Origin of the sequence: Pseudomonas sp. rhizo25 (genome assembly GCF_031931935.1) — a bacterium.
GTDB classification, from domain to species: Bacteria; Pseudomonadota; Gammaproteobacteria; order Pseudomonadales; family Pseudomonadaceae; genus Aquipseudomonas; species Aquipseudomonas synxantha.
This window is the reverse complement of the sequence record NZ_JAUJXA010000001.1, coordinates 681003-704063: the sequence shown is the minus strand read 5'-3', so window position 1 is coordinate 704063 and position 23061 is coordinate 681003. Positions and strand designations below refer to the sequence as shown.

Genomic DNA, 23061 nt, shown 5'->3' with positions numbered 1-23061 from the left:
GCCAATCCTATGAGGCCCTCGCTATGACCACGTCCACTGCAATTGCCCGACTCAACGCTGCCGACCCGGATTTCGCCCATCATCTGGATCATCTGCTGAGCTGGGAAAGCGTGTCCGACGATTCGGTCAACCAGCGGGTGCTCGACATTATCAAGGCCGTGCGCGAGCGCGGTGACGCGGCGCTGGTGGACTTCACCCGTCAGTTCGACGGCCTGGACGTCAAATCCATGGCTGACCTGATCCTACCCCGCGAACGCCTGGAGCTGGCGCTGACACGCATCACCATCGCGCAGCGCGAAGCCTTGGAAGTGGCAGCGACTCGGGTACGCAGCTACCACGAAAAACAGAAGCAGGACTCCTGGAGCTACACCGAAGCCGATGGCACCGTGCTAGGCCAGAAGGTCACGCCGCTGGACCGGGCTGGCCTGTATGTACCGGGTGGCAAGGCTTCTTATCCGTCGTCGGTGCTGATGAATGCGATCCCGGCCAAAGTGGCGGGCGTGACCGAAGTGGTCATGGTGGTGCCGACTCCGCGTGGTGAAATCAACGAGTTGGTACTGGCTGCCGCCTGCATCGCAGGCGTCGACCGTGTATTCACCATCGGTGGCGCCCAAGCCGTGGCGGCACTGGCCTATGGCACCGAAAGCGTGCCGAAGGTCGACAAGGTGGTCGGCCCCGGCAATATCTATGTCGCCACCGCCAAGCGCCATGTGTTTGGCCAGGTCGGTATCGACATGATCGCCGGCCCCTCGGAAATCCTCGTGGTGTGTGATGGCCAGACCGACCCGGACTGGATCGCCATGGACCTGTTCTCCCAGGCCGAGCACGACGAAGACGCCCAGGCGATCCTGGTCAGCCCCGACGCCGAGTTCCTCGACAAGGTTGCCGCCAGCATTGATAAGCTGCTGCCGACCATGGAGCGTGCCGAGATCATCGAGAAGTCGATCAATGGCCGCGGTGCGCTGATTCTGGTGCGTGACATGGAGCAGGCCATCGAGGTGGCCAACCGCATCGCGCCGGAGCACCTTGAGCTGTCCGTAGCGGACCCACAGGCCTGGTTGCCGTCGATCCGTCACGCCGGGGCGATCTTCATGGGGCGCCACACCAGCGAAGCCCTGGGCGACTACTGTGCCGGGCCGAACCACGTGCTGCCGACCTCGGGCACCGCGCGCTTCTCGTCGCCACTGGGGGTGTATGACTTCCAGAAACGCTCGTCGATCATCTTCTGCTCGCCCCAAGGCGCTTCCGAACTGGGCAAGACCGCCTCGGTGCTGGCCCGCGGTGAATCCTTGAGTGCCCACGCACGCAGCGCTGAATATCGCATCCTTGACGAGAAGGGGAACTGAGACATGAGCAAATTCTGGAGCCCTTTCGTCAAGGACCTCGTGCCTTACGTACCCGGTGAGCAACCGAAGCTGACCAAACTGGTCAAGCTCAACACCAACGAAAACCCATACGGGCCATCGCCCAAGGCGCTGGCGGCGATGCAGGCCGAGTTGAACGACAACCTGCGTCTGTACCCGGACCCCAACAGCGACCTGCTCAAACAAGCCGTGGCCAGGTATTACGGAATCGACGCCAGCAAGGTGTTCCTCGGCAACGGTTCCGATGAAGTCCTGGCGCACATCTTCCATGGTCTGTTCCAGCACGATCTGCCGCTGCTGTTCCCGGATATCAGCTACAGCTTCTACCCGGTGTACTGCGGCTTGTACGGCATCAAGTTCAACGCCGTGCCGTTGGATGAGCAGTTCCAGATCCGCGTGGCGGACTACGCGAGGCCCAACGGCGGGATCATCATCCCCAACCCGAACGCGCCGACCGGCTGCGTACTGGCGCTGGATGCGGTGGAACAGCTCCTCAAGGCCAGCCCGGACTCGGTCGTCGTGGTCGATGAAGCCTATATCGACTTCGGCGGCGAGACCGCCATCAGCCTGGTAGACCGTTACCCGAACGTGCTGGTGACGCAGACCCTGTCCAAATCGCGCTCGCTGGCCGGTTTGCGTGTGGGCCTGGCCGTAGGCCACCCAGACCTGATCGAGGCGCTGGGGCGGGTCAAGAACAGCTTTAACTCCTACCCGTTGGATCGCTTGGCGATTGTCGGAGCGGCGGCGGCGTTCGATGACCGTGAGTATTTCGCGAAGACCTGCCAGTTGGTGATCGACAGTCGCGAGAAGCTCGTTGCGCAGTTGCAGGCTAAAGGCTTTGAAGTGTTGCCATCAGCGGCCAACTTCATCTTCGCTCGCCACCCGCAACACGACGCGGCCGGCCTGGCAGCCAAGTTGCGTGAGCAAGGGGTGATCGTGCGGCACTTCAAGCAGGAGCGGATTGCCCAGTTCCTGCGGATCAGTATCGGTACGCCTGAGCAGAACCAGGCGCTGATCGACGGGCTTGGCGAGCTTTAACAGACGCTGAAAATCAAATGTGGGAGGGGGCTTGCTCCCGATAGCGGAGTGTCAGTCAACAGTTGTATTGACTGAGACACTGCTATCGGGAGCAAGCCCCCTCCCACATTGGTTTTGTGTCGATGGTTAGATCAACGGTTCATCCGGCTTCTTGTTCTTCCAGCCATCATTGCCCGGCAGCAGCAGGTTCAAGCCAATCGCCACCACCGCACACAGCGCGATGCCCTTGAGGCCGAAATCATCCGGGCCGGTGCCGGTGCCGACCAACACACCGCCAATCCCGAACACCAGGGTCACTGACACAATCACCAGGTTGCGCGCTTCACCCAGGTCGATCCTGTGGCGAATCAGCGTGTTCATCCCCACTGCGGCAATCGAGCCGAACAGCAGGCACAGAATCCCACCCATTACCGGTACCGGGATGCTCTGCAGCAGTGCGCCGAACTTGCCGATAAACGCCAGGCTGATGGCAAATACCGCCGCCCAGGTCATGATTTTCGGGTTGTAGTTCTTGGTCAGCATCACCGCGCCGGTCACTTCGGCGTAGGTGGTGTTCGGCGGGCCGCCAAACATCCCCGCTGCCGTGGTGGCAATGCCGTCACCCAGCAGCGTGCGGTGCAGGCCGGGCTTTTTCAGGTAATCGCGGCCGGTCACGCTGCCTACTGCAATCACACCGCCGATATGCTCGATCGCCGGGGCCAGGGCCACTGGGACGATGAACAGGATCGCCTGCCAGTTGAACTCCGGCGCGGTGAAATGGGGCAGGGCGAACCATGGCGCAGCAGCGATCTTTGCGGTGTCGACCACGCCAAAGTAGAACGACATGGCAAAACCCACCAGCACCCCGGAAATGATCGGCACCAGGCGGAAAATGCCCTTGCCGAACACCGCGACGATCAAGGTGGTGAGCAGCGCCGGCATCGAGATCAGCATCGCCGTCTGGTAATGGATCAACTCGGCACCGTCGCCGGACTTGCCCATGGCCATATTGGCGGCAATCGGCGCCATGGCCAGGCCGATGGAGATAATCACCGGGCCGATCACCACTGGCGGCAACAGCCGGTCGATAAACCCGGTGCCCTTGACCTTCACGGCCAGGCCCAGGAACGTGTAGACGAAACCGGCCGCCATCACCCCGCCCATGGTTGCCGCCAGGCCGAACTGGCCCTTGGCGAGAATGATCGGGGTGATAAACGCGAAACTCGATGCCAGGAAGACCGGCACCTGCCGCCCTGTCACCACCTGGAACAGCAACGTGCCCAGGCCTGCGGTGAACAGTGCGACGTTTGGATCAAGACCTGTGATCAGCGGCATCAACACCAACGCGCCAAATGCTACGAAGAGCATCTGTGCGCCAGACAGGATCTGGCGCCAAAGCGGGTCGTTGAATTCATCCTGCATGCTCACGCGTCCTTCTGCTTGGTGCCGAAGATCTTGTCACCGGCATCGCCCAGGCCCGGGATGATGTAGCCGTGCTCGTTCAAGCGCTCATCGATGGACGCGGTATAGATCTGCACATCCGGGTGGGCTTTCTCGACGGCGGCGATACCTTCCGGCGCGGCTACCAGCACCATGGCGCGGATGTCCTTGCAGCCGGCCTTTTTCAGCAGGTCGATGGTCGCGACCATGGAGCTACCGGTGGCGAGCATCGGGTCGATGATCATGGCCAGGCGTTCGTTGATTTCCGGGACGAGTTTTTCCAGGTAAGTGTGGGCCTGCAAGGTTTCTTCATTGCGGGCTACGCCCACGGCGCTGACCTTGGCGCCCGGGATCAGGCTGAGGACGCCTTCGAGCATGCCTATACCGGCGCGCAGAATCGGCACGACGGTAATTTTCTTACCGGCGATTTTCTCCACTTGTACGGGACCGGCCCAACCGGGGATCTCGTAGGTCTCCAGGGGTAAATCCTTGGTGGCTTCGTAAGTGAGCAGCGCTCCGACTTCCTGAGCAAGCTCACGGAAATTCTTCGTGCTAATGTCGGCACGGCGCATAAGGCCGAGTTTGTGTCGGATCAGCGGGTGGCGGATCTCGCGAGTGGGCATGGGAAAGGCTCCGGCGGCGGGCAAAAAAACCGGCCTAGATTAATCTATCCGAGGGTGTTGTCCTATAGACATCAAGTACGTTAGTCCATAAAGGCTTGATTGGAGCGCACGAGAAGCGTACCTTCGCCCGCTTTTCTTGCCACAGCACCCCCTTGGAGAGCGCCATGTCTGCTGATCTCGAGCATATCCGTCAAATCATGCACGAGGCTGACTGCCTGTACACCGAAGCGCAAGTCGAAGCAGCGATCGCCAAGGTAGGCGAACACATCACCCGCGAAATGGCCGACACCAATCCGGTGGTCTTCTGCGTGATGAACGGTGGCCTGATCTTCGCCGGCAAATTGCTCACCCATCTGCAATTCCCGTTGGAAGCTTCCTACCTGCACGCTACCCGCTATCGCAATGAAACCAGCGGCGGCGATCTGTTCTGGAAGGCCAAGCCGGAAGTCTCGTTTATCGACCGCGATGTGCTGATCATCGATGACATTCTCGATGAAGGCCACACCCTGGGCGCGATCATCGACTTCTGCAAACACGCCGGCGCACGTAAAGTGCACACTGCTGTGCTGATCGACAAAGACCACGACCGCAAGGCCCGCCCTGAGCTGAAAGCCGACTTCGTCGGGTTGCCGTGCATCGACCGCTATATCTTCGGTTATGGCATGGACTACAAGGGCTACTGGCGTAACGCCAATGGCATTTTTGCCGTTAAAGGAATGTAAATGATGGCCCGCTTTCTTGATCAGACCCTGTTTGCTGAGTTGGCCGAGAAAGCGGCCGCTAATCCCCGTGGCCGTCAGAACGTCAACTTTCATGAGATGCAAGAGCCTTGTCATCGCATGGCAGTTGGCTTGCAGCCCAACACTTATGTGCAGCCTCATCGCCACCTGACCGCTGATAAAGCTGAAACCCTGCTGGTGCTCAAAGGCCGCCTGGGCATCCTGATTTTCAGTGACGCGGGCGAGGTGTTGAGCAAGCGTGTACTTCAGGCTGGAGGAGAGTGCCAGGGTGTCGACCTGTCGCCAGGGGTGTTTCATGGCCTGGTGGTGCTGGAGCCGGATAGCGTGATGTTTGAATGCAAGGCTGGCCCTTACCGTCCGGTTGGTGAAGGTGAACTGGCGAGCTGGGCGCCCCGTGAAGGCGAGGCGGGTATGGCTGAGTATCACCGCTGGATGCTTGCCCAGTTCGATTAATCCACTGAGATCCAAATGTGGGGGAAACGGTGCTTTCTCGCCGCTTCCGAAGCCTGCGTCCCGCAGGTAGACTTCAAGCCCCGTGTAAATGTCTGCAGGCTGGAGTCGGTAATGCGTAAAGATAAGAAACAGGTGATTGGTGACGAGATCGGCGACGAGCAGATCAAGTTGTTCCTGGACTTCGAGCCGGTTGATGCCACTTCGCCGTCCCTGCACAAACTGATCAAGGCCTATCGCGGCCTGCGTATCGACGACTTCGAACGGTTTCTGGGCTTTTTCAAGGAAGCAGGCTGGGACTTGGATGGCAAGGACGAGCACGGCCAGACCTTCGTTGACCTGATCAAGGACCAGCGCAACGCCGCCGAATACATCGAACTGATCGACAACGCCCGCGGTTGATTATCCAGGCCACAAAAAAACGCCCCGGCCTCATAAGAGTTCGGGGCGTTTCGCTTTTAACGGTAGGAGCGAGCTTGCTCGCGAAGAACCTGAGAGCGCCGCGTTAATCCACCTGCGCTGCGTTATCGTTGACGTTTTTCGCGAGCGAGCTCGCTCCTACAGGCTCCACCAGCTCAAGGCTGATGTTGTTCTGCGTGTTGATCTTGCGATACAGCTCTGCATCGGTCTCCAGGATCTTTTCCCGTGCCGGGAAGATCTCGTGCAGCTTGGTCGCCCATTCACCGGCTGCTTTCTCCGGGAAGCAGCGCTCAATCAGTTCGAGCATGATCGACACCGTGACCGAAGCGCCCGGAGACGCGCCCAACAGCGCCGCCAACGAACCATCCTTGGCCGCCACCAGCTCGGTGCCAAATTGCAGCACGCCGCCTTTCTTCGGGTCTTTTTTGATGATCTGCACCCGCTGGCCGGCCACTTCCAGGCGCCAGTCCTCTGCTTTCGCCTCAGGGTAGAAGCGGCGCAGGGATTCCAGGCGCTGTTCCATGGATTGGCGCACTTCGCTGACCAGGTACTTGGTCAGGTCCATGTTGTCGCGGGCCACAGCCAGCATCGGGCCAATGTTACCGGCACGAATCGACATTGGCAGGTCAAGGAACGAGCCGTGCTTGAGGAACTTGGTGGTGAAGCCCGCATAAGGCCCGAACAGCAGGGATTTCTTGCCATCTACCACGCGGGTGTCCAAGTGTGGCACCGACATGGGCGGCGAGCCCACCGCGGCCTGGCTATACACCTTGGCCTGGTGCTGCTTGACCACTTCCGGGTTGTCGCAACGCAGCCATTGGCCGCTGACCGGGAAGCCGCCGAAGCCCTTGCTTTCCTCGATGCCCGAGGCTTGCAGCAACGGCAGCGCCGCACCGCCGGCGCCGAGGAATACGAACTTGGCGTCGACATCACGGCTGTTGCCGCTGTTGACGTCCTTGATGCTCACGGTCCAGCCCGCACCGTTGCGCTTGAGGCCGGTGACGCGCTTGCAGTATTTGACCTGGGCGTCCGGCGAACTGGTCAGGTGGCTGAGCAACTGATTGGTCAGTGCGCCAAAGTTGACATCAGTGCCGTTCATCACGCGCGTGGCGGCAATTTTTTCGTCGAGCGGGCGGCCCGGCATCATCAGCGGCATCCACTCGGCCATTTCACTGCGGTCTTCGGTGTAGTGCATGTCCGAAAACGCGTGGTGCTGGCTGAGGGTTTCAAAGCGCTTCTTGAGGAAGGACACACCTTTGTCGCCCTGCACGAAACTCAGGTGCGGAACCGGGCTGATGAACGACTTGGAGGAGCCAAAAGTGCCCTTCTTGGTCAGGTACGCCCAGAACTGCTTCGACACCTCGAACTGGGTGTTGATGTGCACGGCTTTCTTGATGTCGATGGAGCCATCGGCGGCCTGCGGCGTGTAGTTCAGCTCACACAGCCCGGCGTGGCCGGTACCGGCGTTGTTCCACGGGTTGGAACTCTCCGCGGCACCCGAGTCCATCAGCTCAACGACTTCCAGCTTGAGGCCGGGGTCGAGCTCTTTGAGCAGTACGGCCAGGGTGGCACTCATGATGCCGGCCCCTACCAGTACTACGTCGACTGCTTCGTTATGCGCCATTTAACGCGTCTCCAAAATCTGCAGCACCAAATTGACGGCATGGCTGCCAGGAGTGACGGGGCGGTTCACGTGTTGCCCCAGGTTACCCATGGCCAGGATCGCCATGTCCGTTTCGCAATTCTTTGCAACTTCAGCACACGCTTCCTGCCGGGCTAATCTGCCTATGAACGCATTCATGGGCGCCTGTGGCAATTCGACTTATGGTCAAAGCGTGCGATTCGTGCAACCAATCCGTAGCGGACAGGCTCAAGCTCCGGTTTTTGAAGAAGGCTCGATCCTGTGTAATTGGGCTGCCCCAGACGCTGATGGTGCTTGTACAAACGCCAAACTATTCATTTGCTCGCCACACTCTTGTGAAGTTGTGAAAACCCGTTTTTTCACGCTCTTTTGAAGACGTGAACCTCAAAAAAGGGCTGCCCAGCCTGGCACCTGTCCCGCGTACCTCTGCCGACATGCGGCAAAACGGGCAAACAACTCAAGTGGCCGAGCGTATGGCAGCTCTGGCAGATTCGACAAAGACGGGTGGTTTGCAAAGGAAACAGCAAGCACGCCAGCTTCACTCGATCTGTGTGGGCGGCTCTCTGTGGGCGATTTTGGGGGCTAATGCCTGGGCATTAACGATGCTGCGAGGCCCGATCAGGAGACGTCCTTATAATCGGGGGGAGATTGTAGCGAAGAACGCCAAGGAAATGGGCGTGTTTTATGACTTTTATTAGCGCCTCGGTCAGGAGGCCAACACTTGCCGGTGCCGTGCGCGAAAAACCGGTGGGCTGACCCGGGCGCTGGCCGGCAGTGGGCGGTGCATCCAGCCCAGGTGAGTCTCTGTCACTTCGACCCAACCTTCACCGACCGGCGGCAGGCTGCACTGCTTGAATGCCTGGCAATGGCCTTGGGCATCGAGCAGGGCGAAGTGGCGGTGACGGGTGTGTGACATGAACAGGGTCTTGAGAAGGCGCATGGCTGTGTACCTATTGCGTTACATGCTTGAAGGTTGCCAGTGTGGCATGACACTGGGGTGACGAATTTATGCGAATTTGTAATTTGCACCCTGCCTTCAGCCGCCGTTCAGGATCGCTGGTGAGTAGCGCGCGTGCACCGTTATACTGGCGGCCTGTCTGCACCCAGTCCTGGAGAAATGAGTATGTTGCAACGCCTGTTGTTCGGTTTGATCACTGTGACCAGTTTGACCCTGGTTGGCTGCGCCAACAGCCCGCAACAACTCAGCCCGCAACCTAAAGTCACTGCGCCATTGGCCGCGGTAGGCCATGGCCAGCCGGTGTCGGTGCGAGTGGTAGACGGTCGCCCGTCGCCGACCCTGGGTTCGCGTGGCGGTCTGTACCCTGAGACTGCGCTGATTTCGGTGACCGGCCAGGACGTGCTGCCCAAGTTGCAGGCCCAGGCTGAAGCCGCCGTGCGCTTGCTGGGCTTTACCCCGACCAACTCCCCAGGCGTGCCGCAACTGACCGTGACCCTGGCTGAGCTGAAATATCAGTCGCCCAAGGAAGGCCTGTATGTGACCGAAGCGTCCATCGGTGCGACCTTCAAGTCCGACGTCAGCGCCGGTACCCGTCGCTATAGCGGCCGCTACGCCGCCTCGCTCAACCAGCGCTTCGGGATGTCGCCCAACCAGGAAACCAACACCAAGTTGGTCAGCGACGTGCTCAGTGATGCCTTGACCCGCCTGTTCAAGGATCCAAGCATCGGCCAATTGCTCAGCGCGCAATAAATTGTCGGCAAAAAACCGGGCTCATCGCTGAGCCCGGTTTTTTTATGCCTGCGGTTTGGTCATGCCGCAGCATCGACATAAAAGTCCAGCACACTCACGCCGGTAAGCAGATCCAGCTCCGGCAGGTCGGCATGCTGGTGCCCGCCGAGGGCGCAATACACCAGCCAGTGGCGGTCCTGGACGTTGAACGCGAGGCTACCGATCAGTGCCTCTTGCTCATCACTTTGGGCGATCAGATACAGTCGGTCCTGGTTTTGCGCATGCAACATGACAAGCTCCTCAAGCGTGGAAGGGCAACAGGGTGGCTTGTTAAGGTGACGTTCAGGTGACGCTGTAAATTACTGGATACATTAGCCGTCAACGGGGAGGGAGTATCAAAGGCGCAGGAGGCGACTATCGTTCAGCTTTGTATCTGGACTGATACCCGAACACTGATCCGCCGAGGTCTGCGATGGCGCTGCCTGCACTGTTCATCAATGCTGTTGCCCTACTGGTTGCCTGCTCGGGCGCCCTTGTGCTGTTCATCACCCGCCTGCACGCGCAACGCGCTATGGCCGACCTGGCCATGCGCAGCGAAGAGCGTGCGATTGACCAGCCGATGCTCTTTTTGGACACCCGCACCGAACGGGCGCATCGCCAGGCTTACCGGGTTGGGTTCGCCGGCCTGGGGCTGGCGCTGGCCCTGTCCTGGTTTAGCACCCACGTGTAAGCACACCGCAATACAAATGTGGGAGGGGCGGTGCGACGATTCGACTTGTCCCCGATAGCAGTGGGTCAGATACAGATAAGCTGACTGGCGCACCGCTATCGGGAGCACGCCCCCTCCCACATTGGATGAGTGTTACAGGGGGATTCCGGCCTTGACCCGATACTGATTGCGCACCGGCGTCGCATATTGCACCACCAGGTACGGGCGGTGTTCGGCCGGGCATTCGTTCAGGCGTCGTTCCCATTCCGCCTTGGCCTTGGCCAGCTCATCGGCCGGGAACACATCGGCCGCCTTGGGCACTTGCAGCTGCGGGTCGGCATCACTCCACTGCGCGTACGCCAGGTAATGCACTGGGAACAGCCGGTAACCGCCTAGGATCTGTCGATCCATTTCCACTGCCAGCAGCTTGGTATCTTCAAAGCGCTCGGTGATCGGCGGCGCAAAATTCACATGCACCCGGCCCTTGTAGCCGGTGATACCCAAGGCAATGCTCACATCGTCCTCGCCTGGCGCCTTGCTGTAGGTGCCGGTGGTGGCGCGGATATACAGCTCGCGGGCCTTGGCGGCATCGCAGGGGTCGTACTCGTAGCTGATGGACACCGGCGTCAGGTTCAACGACTGGATGACCTCGGCAAACGGCTCGTCCTTGCGGCTGACATGGAACATCTTGAGGATTGCCGATTCAGTGCGGTCATCGCCATCCTTGGCCCGGCCTTCGGCCTGGGCAATCCAGATCGACTGGCAGTCGTTGCGGATCGAATGGTTGATATAGGCCGACAGCAGGTTATAGGCCGCCATCTTCTCCTTTCGCCCGGTAATCGAACGGTGCACGATAAAGCTCTTGTTCAAGCGCATCAGGTCGCTGACAAACGGCTTTTGCAGCAGGTTGTCACCGATGGCGATGCGTGGCGTCGGCAGGCCGGCGTGGTACACGGCGTAGTTGACGAAGGCCGGGTCCATCACGATGTCGCGGTGGTTGGCCAAAAACAGATAGGCGGTGCCGGATTTGAGCTGTTCGACGCCGGTATAGGTCACGCCGTCGGTCGCCCGGTCAATGGTGTGGTCGACGTAATACTCGACTTTGTCCTGCAGCGTGGCCACGGTGGTGACGCCAGCAAACTCGCGGCGCAATTTGCGCGCGATCATCGGCTTGAGCAGCCAGCCCAGGGCGCCGGCAAAGCGCGGGAAGCGGAAGTGGGTCAGGATGTCCAGAAAGGCCTTGTCACTGAACAGGCGCGCCAGCACTGCCGGGACTTCGCTGTCGTTGTAAGGTCGGATGGTATCGAATTCGCCCATCATGCTCTCTTGTTAGAAACGGCTAGGGTAAGTAAAGGAACTAGCAGGAGCGGCGTGAGTAAACTGACTCAGCCGGAAATAGCCCTGTAAATAGACCGGCGATTATACGCACAAGTCACCTTGGAGACTGCGATGCTGGAAACTGCGCTGTACGATTGTCCTTATTGTGGCGAAACGGTCGAGACAACGGTGGATTTGTCTGGTGGTGACCAGACCTATATAGAAGACTGCCAAGTGTGTTGCAGGCCGATCACGTTCGACCTGCAAGTCCATGGTGACGAGTGGATGCTTGAAACCCGCAGCGAAAATGAATGACAGGTACGCGCCCATGCAGCGAATCTACGAACCGGAAAACCAGATGGAAGGCGAGCTACTGCAACAGATGCTTGCCAGCGAAGGTATCGAAGCGCACCTGGTGGGCCGCCATTTGCTCGGAGGTACCGGCGAACTGCCGATCTTCGGCTTGCTTGGGCTGGAGGTCGACAATGACCAGGCTGCCAACGCCCGCGAGCTGATCACCGCCTATATCGGTGCGCAACCTGTGCCCGGCGACGAACCCGACAGCTTCCCCGACGTATTGGTCTGTTAGGCTGTCGGTCGGTTTACCCCAAGAGTCGTGTTGCCCCATGTGTGGACGTTATGCCCTGTTTCGCTGGAACCCTGCCTTTGCTGCCTTGCCCGGCTTCCCCGCCGACCAGCAGGCCCAGTGGAACATCTCTCCCAATGATTCGGTGCTGATCCAGCGCCTGAGCGAAGGCCAGCTCACCCTGGCCCGTGCGCGTTGGGGGCTGACGCCGCCCTGGCTCACCGACCTTTCCCGCACCCCGGCCCACGCCCGTGCCGAAACGCTCGCCGAGCAACCGATGTTCCGCGAAGCCTTCCGCCAGCGCCGCTGCCTGCTGCCAGCCAACGGTTTCTACGAGTGGCGCGGCACCCAGCGCAAGCGTCCGTATTGGCTGACGCCGGGGGAGGGCTCCACACTATTTTTTGCCGCGATCTGGGAAGCATATCCGGTGCAGGAACAGGTGTGGCTGAGTACGGCGGTGATCACCCAGGCGGCGCAGAGCCAGCGACGCCCATTGATCCTGGATGCGACAGGGCAGGCGGCGTGGCTCGACCCCGAGACGCCGCTGCATGTGTTGCAGGGCTTGCTGGCCGGTGAGCCCGCCGCGTTACGCGAGCGCGTGCTGGCCAATATGGTCAATGATCCGAAGCTCAATGGGCCGGAGTGCCTGACCCCGGCTTGAACCGGCGCCAACCAGGTCATCTGCACTGTGGGATGTGTCCGAAATTCAGTAGTTAAATGTCTGATGTATCTGGCGCGGATACAAACGACCGCCTACGATACGCGCCATGTGTTCAGGGAGCGTGTTCATGAAGAAGTCATTGGTGGTAAGTGGTTTGGTTGCAGCAATGCTGCTGGCGGGTTGTCAGTCGGTTAATACCACCAGCGGCGGCGCCGTTGGGGTAGAGCGCAAGCAGTACATGTTCAGCATGCTGTCGAGCCAGGAAGTCGACCAGATGTATGCCCAGTCCTACCAGCAGACCCTGGGTGAAGCCAGCGGCAAAGGGGTTCTGGACAAGACCAGCGCCAACGCCAAGCGCGTGCAGGCCATTGCCAAGCGCCTGATTGCCCAGGCACCCACCTTCCGTCCGGATGCGGCGCAATGGAACTGGGAAGTGAACCTGATCAAGAGCGACGAGATGAACGCCAACTGCGGACCGGGCGGCAAGATCCTGGTGTACAGCGCGTTGATCGACAACCTCAAGCTCACCGATGACGAGTTGGCGGCGGTGATGGGCCATGAAATCGCCCACGCCTTGCGCGAACACGGGCGTGAAGCCATGTCCAAGGCGTACGGCATCGAGATGGCCAAGCAGGGCGCCGGGGCGATATTCGGTCTTGGCCAGGACAGCCTGGCGTTGGCTGATACCGTGGCCAACTATGGCATGACCTTGCCCAACAGCCGCAGCAATGAGAACGAAGCGGACCTGATTGGCCTGGAGCTCTCGGCCCGCGCCGGCTACAACCCGAACGCGGCGATCACCTTGTGGAACAAGATGGCCAAGGCCTCCGAAGGTGCCCCGCCGGAGTTCATGAGTACTCACCCGGCTTCCGACAGCCGCATCGCTTCGTTGCAGGCGGCGATTCCGAAGGTGATGCCGCTGTACCAACAGGCCAAGAAATCCTGATGGACGCCGTGTAGGAGCGAGCTTGCTCGCGAAAAACTCACCGGCACCGCGTTTATTCAGGCAGCACGCGTTATCGTTGACGTTTTTCGCGAGCAAGCTCGCTCCTACAGGCATCAGGGCCAACCATCCCTCGTGTTCGGTTTAGATCCAGCCACTGCTTTGCATGGCCTTGTACACCGCCACAATCGCCAGTACGAAGAACGCCGTAGCCGCCAATCGGCGAATCAAGGTCAACGGCAGTTTCTCCGCTGCAAAATTCCCCGCTAGAACCACCGGTACGTTGGCAATCAACATGCCCAGGGTGGTGCCGATAATTACCAGCCATAACTCCGGATATTGCGCTGCCAGCATCACCGTGGCGATCTGGGTCTTGTCACCGATTTCGGCGAGGAAGAACGCTATCAATGTGGTCAGGAACGGCCCGAACTTGCGGGTGGTACTGGCTTCGTCATCATCGAGCTTGTCTGGCACCAGGGTCCACAGCGCCGTGGCGCAGAAGCTCGCGGCAAGGATCCAGTGCAGCACCGCGTCCGAGAAGAAACTCCCGAACCAGGCCCCCACGGCACCGGCCGCCGCATGGTTGGCCAGGGTCGCAGCGACAATGCCGGCGATGATCGGCCAGGGTTTGCGAAAGCGTGCGGCAAGGATAAGCGCGAGCAGTTGCGTCTTGTCGCCGATTTCGGCCAAGGCAACGATTGCGGTAGGAACGAGTAGTGAATCCAGCATCAGGTAGCTTCCAGGGGCGGGTCGACACGGCTATGACACGTACAGCCTTCCCGCCCCGGGTAAGGTGTGCGTGTCATAGGTCTTGTCAAACCCCGGTCCGTCTGTGCGGACTCCTGGGTCGCATACGCCATGGTCTGCTGACCAAGTATGTTGACGTATGCCGGACGAGCATGGCGCTCGTGGGAGACTACTCCCCTAGGACGCTGCGGATTCTGCCTAGGCAAAACCCATTCGGCAAGCCTTCTTTTTCAAACGCCCGTCAGGGACGCTTGGCACGGTAGATGCGAAAACCATTGCCCTCGGCCTTGATCGCGCAGATGCCCAGATGCTCTTCGATCAACGGCTGATACTTGAGGAAACTGTTGGCAACCAAACGAAGTTCGCCGCCTTTTGCCAGATGTTTGGCCGCTTTTCGCAGCAGGTTTTCCGTGGCGAAGTAATCCGTGTGCACGCCGACATGGAACGGCGGGTTGCTCAAGATCGCGTTCAAACCCATGGGCGCCGCGTCGATGCCGTCACCGGTCAACACCTCGGCTTCCAGCCCGTTTGCGGCCAGGGTCAGGCGGCTGCTGGCGGCGGCGAAGGCGTCCACATCCAGCATCGTCACCGTGTTATGCGGGTAGCGACGCTTGACCGCCGCGCCGAGTACACCGGCGCCGCATCCGAAATCGAGCAAATGCCCGCTGGGCAGTTTATCCAGATGCTCCAGCAACAGCTCGGTGCCACGGTCCAGGCGCCCATGGCTGAACACACCCGGCAAGCTCACTACCTTCAACGGACCTTCGGCCAGCGGTACATCGAAGACCTGCGCCAGGCTCTCCAGCTCCACGGCTTGCGGAGCATTGGCCACGGTGACCTGCCACAGCTGGCAATGCCGCGCGTTATCCAGCTTGCGCGGCTTGCCGAAGGGCAGCAGCTGTTTGGCAGCGCTTTCGATACCGCCTTTTTTCTCCCCCACCAGAAACAGTTCGGCACCCGGCAGGCGTGCGGCCACGGCGTTGAGCAGGTAGTCGGTGAGGTCCTTGGACTTGGGCAGGAAGATCACCGCCGCATCAAACGCACGCTGGGGCACATTCACGCCGAACTGGCTGCGTTCGGGGAAGCGCGCGTCCAGTGCCGCCTGGTCGCCGGCATGCCAGCACCAGCCGTGGGCGTTGGGGAGGCGCCCGAGCAAATCGTCGGCAGGCAAACCTACCAGCAGCAGGTTGCCTTGAAAAAGTTCGGCCTGGCGAAGCAGTACTTCACTGCGCGGATCCATGGTCTGCTCCTTGAAAAAGGGGCGCAGTTTATCAAGTGACGACGCGCAGCGGGGCGCCACTGAAAAAGCCCCGGGCGTTTTCCGTCAGTTGCCCGACGATACGTTGCCGCGCTTCACGACTGCCCCAGGCGTTGTGAGGCGTGACGATCAAGCGTGGAATGTCTCCAGCCAGCAGCGGATTGCCATTGACCGGCGGTTCGACACTCAGCACGTCGGTTGCCGCGCCGCCCAGATGCCCGCTGCGCAGCGCATCGGCCAGGGCCTGTTCATTGATCAAGCCACCGCGTGCGGTGTTGACGACAAACGCACCGGGCTTGAGCAGGGCCAATTCACGGGCGCCGATAAAGTCACGGGTGTGTTCGTTAAGTGGGCAGTGCAGGGTCAGTGCATCGATCTGGGCGAGCAGCTCATCCAGCGGCATGCGATCGGCGCGGGCAGGGCGCCCGGGTATTGCGCCGAGCAGCACGCGCATACCGAACGCTTCGGCCAGGCGCGCCACGGCACCGCCTAACTCGCCATGGCCGAGCAGGCCGAGGGTTTTGCCTTCAAGTTCGACAATCGGATGGTCCAGTAGGCAGAACTGCTGGGCCTGCTGCCATTTGCCGGCGGCCACATCCTGTTGATAGTCCTTCAAGCGCGTCGCCAGGTTGAGCAACAGCATGATCGTGTGCTGCGCCACAGACGGCGTGCCATAACCCTGGCAGTTGCTCACGGTGATGCCGTGGGCGCGTGCGGCTTCGAGATCGACGTTGTTAGTGCCGGTGGCCGATACCAGGATCAGTTTGAGCTCCGGGCACGCCGCCAGGGTTTGCGCCGTGAGCGGTATTTTATTGCTGATCGCGACTTGGGCGCCCTGCAAGCGCTCCACCACATTCTGCGGCGTGGTCTGCTCAAACAGCTGCAACTCGCTGAAGCAGTCACGCAAACTGCTCAGGTCGAGGTCGCCCAGATCCAGGGAAGGGTGGTCGAGGAAGACGGCGCGGCGTTTGTTCATGGTCAACTGTACCTTTTGCGACGAGGTTCGAAGGCGTAATCTGCCGAGCCTATCAGATGAAATAATCAGTTACTTAATGGAGTGAGCATGTACGTCGCCGAGTTTTTGACCGTAGCCTTGATTCACTTGCTGGCGGTGGCCAGCCCCGGCCCGGATTTCGCCGTGGTGGTCCGTGAGAGCGTGACCCATGGGCGCCGCGCCGGAACCTGGACGGCCCTGGGCGTCGGCACGGCGATTTTCGTGCATGTAGGTTATTCGTTGCTGGGCATTGGCTTGATCGTGTCCCAGTCCATCGTGTTGTTCAACGCATTGAAATGGGCAGCGGCGGCGTACCTGCTGTATATCGGCTTCAAGGCCCTGCGCGCCCAGCCGGCCAAGCCCGCTGCCGAGGGTGAGTTGCACCGCGAAGCGGGCGAGCGCACACCGCGCGGCGCGTTTACCGCAGGCTTTGTGACCAACGGCCTGAACCCTAAGGCGACGTTGTTCTTCCTCTCGCTGTTCACCGTGGTGATCAACCCCCACACGCCCCTGGCGGTACAGGCCGGTTATGGCGTGTACCTGGCGGTGGCGACGGCGTTGTGGTTCTGCCTGGTGGCGATGCTGTTCAGCCAGCAGCGTGTACGCGCCGGGTTTGCACGGATGGGGCATTGGTTTGATCGGACCATGGGCGCGGTGCTGATTGCGATTGGGGTGAAGCTGGCGTTTACCAGCATGAAGTAATCAATTTTCTCAAGGGGACACAGCTCAAATGTGGGAGGGGGCTTGCTCCCGATAGCGGTGTGTCAGCCCTACATAAGCTGACTGACACCCTGCTATCGGGAGCAAGCCCCCTCCCACATTGGTCTTCCATAAGCCGCAGATACTGGCGCAAAGCCAGCATTTGCTCAGGTCTGCAAATCATTCCTTTGGCTGATTTGGCTGAAACATAAGCCCTCTACAGTGCAAGTCTTCAAGCCAAGACCGTGCAGTCATTAAAGGGATTCGTATGTTGCAGACCCGAGTTATCCCGCCCGCCGAAGGTGCGTACCAATACCCGCTGTTGATCAAACGCCTGCTGATGTCCGGGACGCGCTACGAGAAGACCCGCGAAATCATCTACCGCGACAAGCTGCGCTACACCTACCCGACGCTGATCGAACGCGTTGCGCGCCTGGCCAATGTGTTGACCGAAGCGGGGGTCAAGGCCGGTGACACCGTGGCCGTGATGGACTGGGACAGCCACCGCTACCTGGAATGCATGTTCGCCATCCCGATGATCGGCGCGGTGATCCACACCATCAACGTGCGCCTGTCGCCGGAACAGATTCTCTACACCATGAACCACGCCGAAGATCGCTTCGTACTGGTCAACAGTGAGTTTGCGGGGCTCTACCAGGCCATCGCCGGGCAGTTGACCACGGTCGACAAGACGTTGTTGATTACCGATGGTGACACCAAGACCTGCGAGCTACCCAATCTGGTGGGTGAGTACGAAACCCTGCTGGCCGCTGCCAGCCCCAATTACGACTTCGAGGATTTCGACGAAAATTCCGTCGCCACTACCTTCTACACCACCGGCACTACCGGTAACCCAAAGGGTGTGTACTTCACCCATCGCCAACTGGTACTGCACACCATCGGCGTGGCGACGATCATGGGCAGTGTCGACAGCGTGCGCCTGTTGGGCACCAACGACGTGTACATGCCGATCACGCCGATGTTCCACGTACACGCGTGGGGCCTACCCTATGTGGCGACCATGCTCGGCTTGAAGCAGGTCTACCCCGGGCGCTACGACCCTGAATACCTGGTGGAGCTATGGCGCAAGGAAAAGGTCACCTTCTCCCATTGCGTGCCGACCATCCTGCAAATGGTGCTCAACGCCAAGGCCGGCCAGGGTGTGGATTTTGGCGGTTGGAAAATCGTTATCGGTGGTAGTGCGCTTAACCGCTCGTTGTACGAAGCGGCCAAGGCCCGAGGCATTCAACTGACCGCTGCGTACGGCATGTCCGAGACCGGGCCGCTGGTGTCCTGCGCCCACCTCAATGCCGAACTGATGGCCGGCAGCGAAGACGAGCGCACTACCTATCGAATCAAGGCCGGCGTGCCTGGGCCGTTGGTGGAGGCGGCGATCATGGATACGAACGGCAACTTCCTGCCCGCCGATGGTGAAACCCAGGGCGAACTGGTACTGCGTGCGCCCTGGCTCACCGAGGGCTATTACAACGAGCCGCAAAAGGGTGCCGAGCTATGGGCCGGCGGCTGGATGCACACCGGCGACGTCGCCACGCTGGATGCGTTCGGCGTGATTGATATCCGCGACCGCATCAAGGATGTGATCAAGACCGGTGGCGAATGGATCTCGTCCCTGGCTCTCGAAGACCTGGTCAGCCGCCACCCGGCGGTTCGCGAAGTCGCAGTGGTGGGCATTGCCGACCCGCAATGGGGCGAACGCCCATTCGCCTTGCTGGTGGTGCATGAGGGCCATGTGATCGGTGCACGAGAGCTTAAGGAGCACCTCAAGCCTTTCGTTGAACTGGGGCATTTGAGCAAGTGGGCGATCCCGAGCCAGATTGCCGTTGTTACTGAAATTCCCAAGACCAGCGTAGGAAAGCTCGACAAAAAACGTATCCGCATCGACATCATCGAATGGCAGGCCAACAACAGCACGTTCCTGTCGACACTCTAGTGCCCCTCGCCGCGCCCGTTCAGGCGCGGCAACGCTCTATCTTGCGGCTTTACTTGTGATTTACCGAATTTCAGCCATCCTTCTCGCGCCGGCCTTCGTCGGCGTGGCGAAAGGGTTGTGGCAGACGGCTTGGTGATGCAAATCACACTTTAGAGGGATCAAGCGATACCTACCGCTGGCTATAGTCCCTTTCAGAGTTTTTCAAGGATGTTGTGCTTCGGGCCATGGGGGCCCGGTTGTCGTGCGGCATTGGAATCGTTGTATTCCGGCCGTTACATGCATCCAGCCGCAGAACTCACTGCCATAACAATAAAATGCACATGGAGTAGCGTCGATGACCTCAGTAAACCAGTTCTGGCGCCGGGCAAGACTGCCCCTGGCCGTCAGTCTCGCTTCTACGCTCGCCGGGCCCGCATTCGGCGTCAGTTTCAACATTGGTGAAATCGAAGGGAGTTTTGATTCGTCGCTTTCCGTCGGGGCAAGCTGGTCCACGGCCAAGCCCAACCGCGACCTGATCGGTGCCAACAACGGTGGCAAGGGCTTGTCCCAGACTTCCGATGACGGCCACTTGAACTTCAAGCGCGGCGAGACGTTCTCGAAGATATTCAAGGGCATCCACGACCTGGAACTGAAGTACGGCGACACCGGTGTGTTTGTGCGTGGCAAGTACTGGTACGACTTCGAACTCAAGGACGAAAGCCGTCAGTTCAAGGACATCAGTGACAACAACCGCAAGGAAGGCGCCAAGTCTTCGGGCGGGCAGATCCTCGATGCGTTCGTCTACCACAACTACTCGATTGCCGATGCGCCGGGCTCGGTGCGGTTTGGCAAGCAGGTGGTGAGCTGGGGTGAAAGTACCTTCATCGGCGGCGGCATCAACTCTATCAACCCGATCGATGTGTCGGCGTTCCGTCGTCCCGGCGCCGAGATCAAGGAAGGCTTGATCCCGGTCAACATGTTCTATGTGTCCCAGACGCTTACCGACAACCTGTCGGCAGAGGCGTTTTACCAACTGGAGTGGGACCAGACCGTTACCGATAACTGCGGCACCTTCTTCTCGCAGCCGGACGTGATCTCCGATGGTTGCAGCAATAACCTGCGGGTACTGAACAAGCGCTCGACCATCCCGGCCGCAGCCTTGCCGACCCTGGGTGCCCTGGGTGTGGACGTCAACAGCGAGGGCGTGCTGGTGCGCCGTGGGCCGGACCGTGACGCACGGGACAGCGGCCAGTTCGGCGTGGCCATGCACTACAACTTCGAGCCGCTGGACACCGAGTTCGGCGCCTACTTCATGAACTACCACAGCCGTGCGCCGATCTTCAGTGCACAGGGTGCGCCATCGGCGGCCTATACTCGTCCTTTGGGCCCGCTGGGGGCATTGCGTCCGCTGATCGTGGCCGGCAGTTCGAACTACTTCGTCGAGTATCCTGAAGATATCCGCCTCTATGGCTTGAGCTTCTCTACCACGCTGCCTACAGGCACCGCCTGGAGCGGTGAGTTGAGCTACCGCCCCAACGCACCGGTGCAGTTGAGCACCACCGACATCCTGTTCGCCGGTGTCACGCCGATTCCGGGCTTTGGTAATGCTTCCGTGCTCAAGGGTTCGCCCGGCCAGGATCTGCATGGCTACAACCGCAAGGAAGTCACTCAGTTCCAGACCACCTTCACGCACTTCTTCGATCAGGTCATGGGCGCCAGCCGCCTGACCACGGTCGGTGAAATCGGCGTGACCCATGTCGGTGGCCTGGAAAGCAAATCCCAGGCGCGTTATGGCCGCGATCCAGTGTTCGGCCCAGGCACCTTGCCGGGTGGCTTCTGCGCCGCGCTTAACAACTCCACCGCCAACGGCGCCGGCCTGCCCAACGCTGCCGGCTTGAACACCAACTGCAACAACGACGGCTACACCACCGCAACCTCCTGGGGCTACCGCGCCCGTGCCATCTGGGAATACCCGGACGTGTTCGCTGGCGTCAACCTCAAGCCCAACGTGGCCTGGTCCCATGACGTCAAGGGTTACTCGCCAGGCCCCGGCGGCAACTTCGAAGAAGGTCGCAAAGCCGTCAGCCTGGGCCTGGATGCCGAGTACCAGAACACCTACACCGCGAGCCTGGCCTACACCAACTTCTTTGGTGGCAAGTTCAGCACTGTGGATGACCGCGACTTCGTCGCCTTGAGTTTCGGCGCCAACTTCTAAGCACACTCTTTTCAAGTGGCATGTATTTTCAGGAAGACCAGAGTATGAAAATAACTAAAAGTCTGTTGCACGTGGGTGTGCTTGGGCTGTCGATCCTGGCGAGCAACGTCATGGCGGCAGTCTCGGCGGATGAAGCCGCCAAGCTCGGCACGACCCTGACCCCGATGGGCGCCGAGATGGCGGGCAACGCGGCTGGCACCATTCCTAAATGGTCACCACTGCCCACCAATGCCGGCGCCGTGGATGCCAAAGGGTTCCTGGCCAACCCATACGCCAGTGAACAACCGCAGTTCACCATCACCGCGCAGAACGTCGAGCAGTACAAGGACAAGCTGGCCCCCGGGCAGTACGCGATGTTCAAGCGTTACCCGGACAGCTTCAAGATGCCGGTTTACCCGACCCACCGCGGTGCCACCGTGCCGGCTGAGGTGTTTGCCTCGATCAAGAAGAACGCTACCACCACCAACCTGGTGTCCGGCGGCAACGGCCTGGAAAACTTCGAGACGGCCGTACCCTTCCCGATTCCTAAAAGCGGCGTCGAAGTCATCTGGAACCACATCACCCGTTATCGCGGCGGCAGCGTGACGCGCCTGGTCACCCAGGCTACTCCGCAGACCAACGGGTCCTACAGCCTGGTGTACTTCCGCGACCAGTTCGTGTTCCGCGACAAAATGAAGGACTTCGACCCGAAAAACCCGGGCAACGTTTTGTTCTACTTCAAGCAGCAAGTCACCGCACCGGCCCGCCTGGCCGGTGGTGTACTGCTGGTGCACGAAACCCTGGACCAAGTGAAGGAGCCGCGTTCGGCGTGGGTCTACAACGCCGGCCAGCGCCGCGTGCGCCGGGCGCCACAAGTGTCCTACGACGGGCCGGGTACTGCCGCTGACGGCCTGCGTACGTCCGACAACCTCGACATGTACAACGGTGCGCCGGATCGCTACGACTGGAAGCTGGAAGGCAAGAAAGAAATCTACATCGCCTCCAACAGCTACAAGATCGACGACCCCAAGCTCAAGTACGCCGACATCATCAAGGCCGGCCACATCAACCAGGACCTGACGCGCTATGAGCTACGTCGTGTCTGGCACGTGGTCGCCACCTTGAAGGAAGGCCAGCGCCACATCTACGCCAAGCGTGACTTCTTCATCGACGAAGACACCTGGCAAGCGGCGGTGATCGACCACTACGACGGCCGCGGCCAACTGTGGCGCGTCGCCGAAGCCCATGCCGAGAACTACTACGACAAGCAAGTGCCGTGGTACGCCCTGGAAACCCTCTACGACCTGCAGTCCGGCCGTTACCTGGCCTTGGGCATGAAGAACGAAGAGAAACAGGCCTATGACTTCGGCTTCACCGCCACCACCAGCGACTTCACCCCAGCGGCCCTGCGCCAGGACGGTGTTCGCTAACCTGTAGGAGCGAGCTTGCTCGCGAAGGTCGTCAACGATAACGCGCCCATCCTGGATGGGCGCGTTGTTTTTGAGTGCTTCGCGAGCAAGCTCGCTCCTACTTCTTCCCAGGAGTCTGGGCGAGATATTTTTTGTCGTAGTTCTTTTTCAGCCATTTGTTGCAAAGATCTACAATCCCGCCGCTTTTACCGCTAGTCTGCGGACATCTGC

Annotated in this window: 25 protein-coding genes and 1 riboswitch; of the genes, 16 read left to right on the top strand and 9 right to left on the bottom strand. The window is 60.2% G+C overall.

Annotation, left to right across the window (positions count from 1 at the left end):
• Positions 1-23 precede the first annotated feature (23 nt).
• Positions 24-1346 (top strand): histidinol dehydrogenase, encoded by a 1323-nt coding sequence (hisD, locus tag QZR30_RS03305; RefSeq protein WP_043050768.1) that lies wholly within the window; start codon positions 24-26, stop codon positions 1344-1346.
• A 3-nt stretch (positions 1347-1349) separates the two neighbouring features.
• The gene (hisC, locus tag QZR30_RS03300; protein ID WP_311902935.1) at positions 1350-2402 is read left to right on the top strand and encodes a histidinol-phosphate transaminase; all 1053 of its coding nucleotides are present in this window, start codon (positions 1350-1352) and stop codon (positions 2400-2402) included.
• A gap of 126 nt (positions 2403-2528) precedes the next feature.
• Here hisC and QZR30_RS03295 read toward each other — a convergent pair whose 3' ends face one another.
• Together QZR30_RS03295 and upp are read right to left on the bottom strand one after the other, a co-directional pair.
• Positions 2529-3803, bottom strand: a complete 1275-nt coding sequence (locus QZR30_RS03295; protein ID WP_005784866.1) for a uracil-xanthine permease family protein — start codon at positions 3801-3803, stop codon at positions 2529-2531.
• A gap of 2 nt (positions 3804-3805) precedes the next feature.
• Positions 3806-4444 (bottom strand): uracil phosphoribosyltransferase, encoded by a 639-nt coding sequence (gene upp / locus QZR30_RS03290; RefSeq protein WP_017138223.1) that lies wholly within the window; start codon positions 4442-4444, stop codon positions 3806-3808.
• Between the two features lie 164 nt (positions 4445-4608).
• Here upp and QZR30_RS03285 point away from each other — a divergent pair, with 164 nt between their 5' ends.
• The 3 genes from QZR30_RS03285 to QZR30_RS03275 all read left to right on the top strand — a co-directional run bounded on the left by QZR30_RS03285 (position 4609) and on the right by QZR30_RS03275 (position 6036).
• Entirely contained in the window at positions 4609-5166 is a 558-nt protein-coding gene (locus QZR30_RS03285) for a hypoxanthine-guanine phosphoribosyltransferase (protein WP_046070938.1), read from the top strand.
• Positions 5167-5169: 3 nt separating this feature from the next.
• Positions 5170-5637: a WbuC family cupin fold metalloprotein gene (locus QZR30_RS03280; RefSeq protein WP_046072646.1), complete on the top strand. Its 468-nt coding sequence runs from the start codon at positions 5170-5172 to the stop codon at positions 5635-5637.
• A gap of 111 nt (positions 5638-5748) precedes the next feature.
• Positions 5749-6036, top strand: a complete 288-nt coding sequence (locus QZR30_RS03275; protein ID WP_046070939.1) for a PA4642 family protein — start codon at positions 5749-5751, stop codon at positions 6034-6036.
• A 103-nt stretch (positions 6037-6139) separates the two neighbouring features.
• Here QZR30_RS03275 and mqo read toward each other — a convergent pair whose 3' ends face one another.
• Complete coding sequence (mqo, locus tag QZR30_RS03270) at positions 6140-7678, bottom strand: malate dehydrogenase (quinone) (RefSeq protein ID WP_056845502.1); 1539 nt, start codon at positions 7676-7678, stop codon at positions 6140-6142.
• Between the two features lie 395 nt (positions 7679-8073).
• On the opposite strand from mqo, the gene QZR30_RS03265 reads away from it, so the two are divergent.
• A complete protein-coding gene (locus QZR30_RS03265) occupies positions 8074-8394 on the top strand; it encodes a hypothetical protein (RefSeq protein WP_156382903.1) in 321 nt (106 codons plus the stop codon).
• Between the two features lie 8 nt (positions 8395-8402).
• Here QZR30_RS03265 and QZR30_RS03260 read toward each other — a convergent pair whose 3' ends face one another.
• Positions 8403-8636, bottom strand: coding sequence for a hypothetical protein (locus QZR30_RS03260; protein ID WP_046070942.1), 234 nt, complete (start codon positions 8634-8636; stop codon positions 8403-8405).
• Positions 8637-8819: 183 nt separating this feature from the next.
• Here QZR30_RS03260 and QZR30_RS03255 point away from each other — a divergent pair, with 183 nt between their 5' ends.
• On the top strand, positions 8820-9404 hold the full coding sequence (locus QZR30_RS03255; protein ID WP_043050774.1) for a YajG family lipoprotein: 585 nt from the start codon (positions 8820-8822) through the stop codon (positions 9402-9404).
• A gap of 59 nt (positions 9405-9463) precedes the next feature.
• Here the strand turns inward: QZR30_RS03255 and QZR30_RS03250 are convergent, their stop codons facing one another.
• The gene (locus tag QZR30_RS03250) at positions 9464-9673 is read right to left on the bottom strand and encodes a hypothetical protein (protein WP_046070943.1); all 210 of its coding nucleotides are present in this window, start codon (positions 9671-9673) and stop codon (positions 9464-9466) included.
• A 182-nt stretch (positions 9674-9855) separates the two neighbouring features.
• Here QZR30_RS03250 and QZR30_RS03245 point away from each other — a divergent pair, with 182 nt between their 5' ends.
• Positions 9856-10113, top strand: a complete 258-nt coding sequence (locus QZR30_RS03245) for a hypothetical protein (RefSeq protein WP_046070944.1) — start codon at positions 9856-9858, stop codon at positions 10111-10113.
• 132 nt (positions 10114-10245) lie between these two features.
• Here QZR30_RS03245 and QZR30_RS03240 read toward each other — a convergent pair whose 3' ends face one another.
• On the bottom strand, positions 10246-11409 hold the full coding sequence (locus tag QZR30_RS03240; RefSeq protein ID WP_014716949.1) for a 1-acyl-sn-glycerol-3-phosphate acyltransferase: 1164 nt from the start codon (positions 11407-11409) through the stop codon (positions 10246-10248).
• A gap of 132 nt (positions 11410-11541) precedes the next feature.
• Here QZR30_RS03240 and QZR30_RS03235 point away from each other — a divergent pair, with 132 nt between their 5' ends.
• From QZR30_RS03235 to QZR30_RS03220, 4 genes are all read left to right on the top strand, one after another.
• A complete protein-coding gene (locus QZR30_RS03235; protein ID WP_046070945.1) occupies positions 11542-11724 on the top strand; it encodes a CPXCG motif-containing cysteine-rich protein in 183 nt (60 codons plus the stop codon).
• A gap of 13 nt (positions 11725-11737) precedes the next feature.
• A complete protein-coding gene (locus QZR30_RS03230) occupies positions 11738-11998 on the top strand; it encodes a putative signal transducing protein (RefSeq protein ID WP_046070946.1) in 261 nt (86 codons plus the stop codon).
• Between the two features lie 37 nt (positions 11999-12035).
• Positions 12036-12656: an SOS response-associated peptidase gene (locus QZR30_RS03225; RefSeq protein ID WP_046070947.1), complete on the top strand. Its 621-nt coding sequence runs from the start codon at positions 12036-12038 to the stop codon at positions 12654-12656.
• A 127-nt stretch (positions 12657-12783) separates the two neighbouring features.
• Positions 12784-13602 carry a M48 family metallopeptidase gene (locus QZR30_RS03220; RefSeq protein WP_043050781.1) on the top strand — a complete coding sequence of 273 codons (819 nt, stop codon included), beginning with the start codon at positions 12784-12786 and terminating at the stop codon, positions 13600-13602.
• 141 nt (positions 13603-13743) lie between these two features.
• On the opposite strand, the gene QZR30_RS03215 is transcribed toward QZR30_RS03220, so the two are convergent.
• From QZR30_RS03215 to QZR30_RS03205, 3 genes are all read right to left on the bottom strand, one after another.
• Positions 13744-14328: a TMEM165/GDT1 family protein gene (locus QZR30_RS03215; RefSeq protein ID WP_005784895.1), complete on the bottom strand. Its 585-nt coding sequence runs from the start codon at positions 14326-14328 to the stop codon at positions 13744-13746.
• A gap of 87 nt (positions 14329-14415) precedes the next feature.
• A riboswitch (yybP-ykoY riboswitch) is annotated at positions 14416-14537 on the bottom strand.
• 50 nt (positions 14538-14587) lie between these two features.
• Positions 14588-15586 (bottom strand): class I SAM-dependent methyltransferase, encoded by a 999-nt coding sequence (locus QZR30_RS03210; protein ID WP_056845500.1) that lies wholly within the window; start codon positions 15584-15586, stop codon positions 14588-14590.
• Positions 15587-15617: 31 nt separating this feature from the next.
• A complete protein-coding gene (locus QZR30_RS03205; RefSeq protein WP_274357972.1) occupies positions 15618-16580 on the bottom strand; it encodes a 2-hydroxyacid dehydrogenase in 963 nt (320 codons plus the stop codon).
• An 87-nt stretch (positions 16581-16667) separates the two neighbouring features.
• On the opposite strand from QZR30_RS03205, the gene QZR30_RS03200 reads away from it, so the two are divergent.
• The 4 genes from QZR30_RS03200 to QZR30_RS03185 all read left to right on the top strand — a co-directional run bounded on the left by QZR30_RS03200 (position 16668) and on the right by QZR30_RS03185 (position 22851).
• Positions 16668-17300 (top strand): LysE family translocator, encoded by a 633-nt coding sequence (locus QZR30_RS03200; protein ID WP_005784901.1) that lies wholly within the window; start codon positions 16668-16670, stop codon positions 17298-17300.
• Between the two features lie 265 nt (positions 17301-17565).
• Positions 17566-19248, top strand: a complete 1683-nt coding sequence (locus QZR30_RS03195) for a fatty acid--CoA ligase (protein WP_059398042.1) — start codon at positions 17566-17568, stop codon at positions 19246-19248.
• Positions 19249-19582: 334 nt separating this feature from the next.
• Complete coding sequence (locus tag QZR30_RS03190; RefSeq protein ID WP_043050530.1) at positions 19583-21442, top strand: DUF1302 domain-containing protein; 1860 nt, start codon at positions 19583-19585, stop codon at positions 21440-21442.
• 44 nt (positions 21443-21486) lie between these two features.
• On the top strand, positions 21487-22851 hold the full coding sequence (locus tag QZR30_RS03185; protein ID WP_046070951.1) for a DUF1329 domain-containing protein: 1365 nt from the start codon (positions 21487-21489) through the stop codon (positions 22849-22851).
• The last annotated feature ends 210 nt before the right edge of the window (positions 22852-23061 follow it).